Below are 5,115 nucleotides of genomic sequence, written 5' to 3'. Positions count from 1 at the left end.
CGCCCGGCCGCGGCCCCCGACTCCGGTGACGGCGGCTCGGCCGGTGACGGACAATGTGCGCGGGAGTCCACCCGCCGGCCCTCCCCCGCTCCCCGGCGGCGTCCGCGGTGCGGCGCTCCCGGCGAAACCCGCACACCACACCTCGCAGGAGTGAACAGGCATGGGACGCGCCACCGACCGCCGCCGCGTCATCCGGGTCCGCGACGGCCGGATCAGTGCCCGGCCCGACACCCTGGTGTCGGAGGAACCGCTGGAGATCCGGCTCAACGGCAGACCGCTGGCGATCACCATGCGCACCCCGGGTGACGACTTCGCGCTGGCCGCCGGCTTCCTGGTCGGCGAGGGCGTGCTCGGCAGCGCCGACGAACTGGCCGGCATCACGTACTGCGCCGGCACGGCCGAGGACGGGACCAACCAGTACAACGTGGTCGACGTCCGCCTCGCCGCTGGGGTGCCGGTGCCGGACATCACCCTGGAACGCAACGTCTACACCAGCTCCTCCTGCGGGCTGTGCGGCAAGGCCAGCCTGGACGCGGTGCGGGCCACCGCCCGCTGGTCGCTGTCTGCCGACTTCCCCGACCCGGTACCGCTGCCGGTGCTGTCCGCGCTGCCCGACCGGCTGCGCGCGGCGCAGCGGGTGTTCGACCGCACCGGCGGGCTGCTCGCCGCCGCGCTGTTCACGCCGCGCGGTGAGCTGCTGGACGTACGGGAGGACGTCGGCCGGCACAACGCGGTGGACAAGCTGGTCGGCCGTGCCCTTCAACAGGGCCGGCTGCCGCTGTCCGACAACGTGCTGCTCGTCTCCGGACGCGCCTCGTTCGAGCTGGCCCAGAAGGCGGTGACGGCCGGGCTGCCCGTCCTGGCGGCGGTGTCGGCGCCCTCCTCCCTGGCGGTGGACCTCGCCGTGGAGACGGGCCTGACACTGGTCGGCTTCCTGCGGGGCGACTCCATGAACGTCTACGCCGGGGAGCACCGCCTGGACCTCTCCGGCTCCGTCTCCCCGCGCTGACTCCGGCCGAGGTCAGCCCGCGTCGGGGGCGGGCCGGGCGCCGTGCGGCCGAGGGCCCGGGTCGCCGTCCTCCGGCGGCGCGTCCCCGTCCGGTCCGGCGCGGCGGCCCAGGCGTCGGGCGAGCACGGCGCAGACCATCAGCTGCATCTGGTGGAACAGCATCAGCGGCAGCACGGCGAGTGAGGCCTCGGCGCCGAAGAGCACCGCGGCCATCGGCAGTCCCACGGCGAGTGACTTCTTCGAGCCGGCGAACAGCACCGTGACCCGGTCCGCGCGGGAGAAGCCGAGCGCGCGGGAGCCGTAGGCGGTGAGCAGCAGCATGACCGCCAGCAGTACGGCCTCGGCCCCGAACAGGCCGGCCAGCCGCCACGGCGAGACCCGCTCCCAGACGCCCTCCGTCATGCCTCGGCTGAACGCCGTGTAGACGACCACGAGGATGGCGCCGCGGTCCACCGCGCCGAGGACCGCGCGGTGCCGGGTGACGAAGCCGCCGATCCACCGCCGCAGCAGCTGGCCGGCGAGGAACGGCGCGAGCAGCTGGCTGCCGATGCCCAGCAGGCTGTCGACGGAGAAGCCGGCGCCGGACCCGATCAGCAGCCCGGCCAGCAGCGGGGTCAGCACGATGCCCAGCAGGCTGGAGTAGGTGCCCGCGGAGATCGCGGCGGGCACGTTGCCGCGGGCGATGGAGGTGAAGGCGATCGACGACTGGATGGTGGAGGGCACGATGCACAGGAACAGCAGCCCGCGCCACAGGTCCTCGGTCAGCACGTGCGGGACCAGGCCCCGGGCCGCCAGGCCGAGCAGCGGGAACACCAGGAAGGTGCAGGCGAGCACGGTCAGGTGGAGCCGCCAGTGGCGGAGCCCGTCGAGGGTCTCCCGAGTGGACAGCCGGGCGCCGTGGAGGAAGAAGAGCAGCCCGATCGCGATCTTCGCGACGACGTCGGCGGCTTCGGCCGCGGGACCGCTCGCGGGCAGCAGCGCGGCGAGCGCCACGGTGGCCACGAGCAGTACCAGGAACGGGTCGACGAGGCGGATGAGGCGGCGCATGGGCCTACTGAACCACGGAGCCGTCCGGCGGCCGTCGCCCGTCCCCGCCCGGGGCAGTGGAGCGGCGGGAGCGGGTCCGCGGCGCCTGCCGTCGGCCGAGGGGCCTGACTGCCCATGGAGCGGACTGACCTGCGGCAACCGGCTTCCCGCTGTCACCGGCTTCCGGTAGCGTCGCAACGCTGTGTGGTGCGCACAGCACACAGAGGAGATCAGCTGTTGCGAGAATTGACCGTTCCCGCATTGGTGACGACGCCCCAGGTCGGCGGGCTGGCGGATGTCGTCTTCGACCGTGCCGGTACGGAACCGTCACGGGTGGTGCTCGCCCGCAAGGACACCGACGGGGCCTGGCGGGACGTCACCGCGGCGGCGTTCCGCGACGAGGTGCTGGCGCTCGCCCGGGGACTGCTCGCCGAGGGCGTCCGGTTCGGCGACCGCGTGGCGATCATGTCGCGGACCCGCTACGAGTGGACGCTCTTCGACTTCGCCCTCTGGGCGGTGGGGGCGCAGTCGGTGCCGGTGTACCCGACGGCGTCCGCCGAGCAGGTGCACTGGATGCTGCACGACGCGGAGGTGTCGGCGGTCGTGGTCGAGCACGAGGACCACGCGATGACCATCGGTTCGGTGATCCACCGGTTGCCGCTGCTGAAGCGCCTGTGGCAGTTGGACACCGGTGCGGAGGAGCGGCTGGTCGCTGCCGGCGCCCGGATCGACGACGAGGTGGTGCACCGGCATCGGATGGCGATCACCCCGGACAGCGTCGCGACGATCGTCTACACCTCGGGCACCCTGGGCCGCCCCAAGGGCTGTGTGCTGACGCACGCCAACTTCATGGCCGAGTGCGACAACGTCGTCGAGCGCTACCGGTCGGTGTTCCGGACAGGTTCCGGCCCCCCGCCGTGCACGCTGCTGTTCCTGCCGCTGGCCCACGTCTTCGGACGCATGGTGGAGGTGGCGGGCATCCGGCACGGCGTCCGGATGGGTCACCAGCCGGACATGCGGGCAGCGGCCCTGTTACCCGACTTCGCCTCCTTCCGGCCGACGTTCCTGCTGGCGGTGCCCTACCTCTTCGAGCGGATCCACCAGGCCGCCCGCCGCAAGGCCGAGACGGAGGGGCGGCTCGGCGTCTTCGACCGGGCCGCGGACGTGGCGGTGCGGTACGCCGAGGCGATGGAGGACAGGGCGTTCGGTGTCGGACCGGGCCCGAGCCCCGCCCTGCGGGTGCAGCACCAGGTCTTCGAGCGGATGGTGTACGGGCGGTTGCGCGCGTCGTTGGGCGGCAGGTGCCGGTACGCCATGTCCGGCGGGTCGGCGATGGACCGCCGGCTGGGGCTGTTCTTCGACGGGGCGGGCCTGCGCATCTTCGAGGGCTACGGGCTGACCGAGACGACGGCGGCCGCGGTGGCCAACCCGCCGGAACGGCCGCGCTTCGGCACCGTGGGGCGCCCGGTGCCGGGGACCTCGGTGCGGATCGCGCACGACGGGGAGGTCTGGGTCCACGGCCGCCAGGTGTTCCAGGGCTACCACAACCACTCCTCGGCGACGAACTCCACACTGCACAAGGGCTGGCTGGCGACGGGCGACATGGGCGCGATGGATGACGACGGCTATCTGACGATCACCGGACGCAAGAAGGACATCCTGGTGACGTCCAGCGGCAAGAGCGTCTCCCCCACCGTTCTGGAGGAGCGGGTACGGGACCATCCGCTGGTGGACCGGTGCCTGGTGGTCGGCAACGACCGTCCCTACGTGGCCGCGCTGGTGACCCTGGACACCGACGCGGTCGGGCACTGGCTGGCGATGCGCCACAAGCCGGAGCTGTCCCCGAACGAGCTGGTCAGGGACACCGAGCTGGAGGCGGAGATCCGGCGGGCGGTGGTCGCCGCGAACACCAGGGTGTCGCAGGCGGAGTCCATCCGGACGTTCCGGATACTGGGCGTGCGCTTCACCGAGGAGCAGGGCCTGCTGACCCCCTCGCAGAAGCTCAAGCGCCGGGCCGTCGAGAAGGCGTTCGCCGTGGAGATCGAGGCGCTCTACCGCACCTGACCGCGGCGGCGGACCGGCCGGCCGGTCGGTCGGAAGGCGGGCGCGGCAGGTGATGCGGCGGCTTTTGTGGGAATGCGGCACTGAGCGTGATCGTTGACGCCTGAGAGAAAGCATGTCTGGTCAAAGCATGTCCGTGAACAACGTTAGGACCCTCCGCCCGTGAGCAACGTCCCCAACATCACCCTCAACAACGGTGTGGCGATGCCGCAGCTCGGTTTCGGCGTGTGGCAGGTGCCGGACGACGAGGCCGCCACCACCATCGGACAGGCCATCGAGGCCGGTTACCGCAGCATCGACACGGCGGCCGTCTACGGCAACGAGGTGGGCACCGGCAAGGCGATCGCCGCGGCCGGTCTGCCGCGCGAGGAACTGTTCGTCACCACGAAGCTGTGGAATGACGACCAGGGCTACGACAGCGCGCTGCGCGCGTTCGACGCCTCGATCGGCCGGCTGGGCCTGGAGTACGTCGACCTGTACCTGATCCACTGGCCGCTGCCGATGCAGGACCGCTTCGTCGACACCTGGCGCGCCTTCGAGCGTCTGCTCGCCGACGGCCGCGTCAAGGCCATCGGTGTGTCGAACTTCCAGCCCGCCCACCTCCAGCGGCTGCTCGACGAGACGTCCGTGGTCCCGGCCCTCAACCAGGTGGAGCTGCACCCCTCGCTCCAGCAGGACCAGCTCCGCGCCTTCCACTCCGCGCACGGCATCGCCACCGAGGCGTGGTCGCCGCTGGGCCAGGGCAAGGACATCCTCGACGACCCGCAGATCCGCAAGATCGCGGAGAAGCACGACCGCACCCCGGCGCAGGTCATCCTGCGCTGGCACCTCCAGCTGGGCAACGTGGTGATCCCGAAGTCGGTGACGCCGGCCCGGATCAAGCAGAACATCGACGTGTTCGGCTTCGAGCTCGACACCACCGACCTCTCGGCGATCTCCGCCCTCAACACCGGGAAGCGGCTCGGCCCCGACCCGGACACCATGCAGGGCTGAAGCACCCTCCCGCCGCCGCGCCCGCG

At 72.0% G+C, this 5,115-nt stretch carries 4 protein-coding genes; 3 read left to right on the top strand and 1 reads right to left on the bottom strand.

Annotation, left to right across the window (positions count from 1 at the left end):
- Positions 1–160 precede the first annotated feature (160 nt).
- Positions 161–1,009, top strand: coding sequence for a formate dehydrogenase accessory sulfurtransferase FdhD (gene fdhD, locus ACYVE9_RS15060; RefSeq protein WP_461028351.1), 849 nt, complete (start codon positions 161–163; stop codon positions 1,007–1,009).
- 12 nt (positions 1,010–1,021) lie between these two features.
- On the opposite strand, the gene ACYVE9_RS15055 is transcribed toward fdhD, so the two are convergent.
- Positions 1,022–2,056: a bile acid:sodium symporter family protein gene (locus tag ACYVE9_RS15055; RefSeq protein ID WP_461028350.1), complete on the bottom strand. Its 1,035-nt coding sequence runs from the start codon at positions 2,054–2,056 to the stop codon at positions 1,022–1,024.
- 216 nt (positions 2,057–2,272) lie between these two features.
- Here ACYVE9_RS15055 and ACYVE9_RS15050 point away from each other — a divergent pair, with 216 nt between their 5' ends.
- Positions 2,273–4,099, top strand: a complete 1,827-nt coding sequence (locus tag ACYVE9_RS15050; protein ID WP_461028349.1) for an AMP-dependent synthetase/ligase — start codon at positions 2,273–2,275, stop codon at positions 4,097–4,099.
- 159 nt (positions 4,100–4,258) lie between these two features.
- Entirely contained in the window at positions 4,259–5,089 is an 831-nt protein-coding gene (locus ACYVE9_RS15045; protein WP_461028348.1) for an aldo/keto reductase, read from the top strand.
- Positions 5,090–5,115: the final 26 nt, after the last annotated feature.

The organism is Streptomyces sparsus (assembly GCF_054776295.1).
The sequence above is the reverse complement of the archived record's forward strand: the minus strand, read 5'-3'. Positions and strand labels throughout refer to the sequence as shown.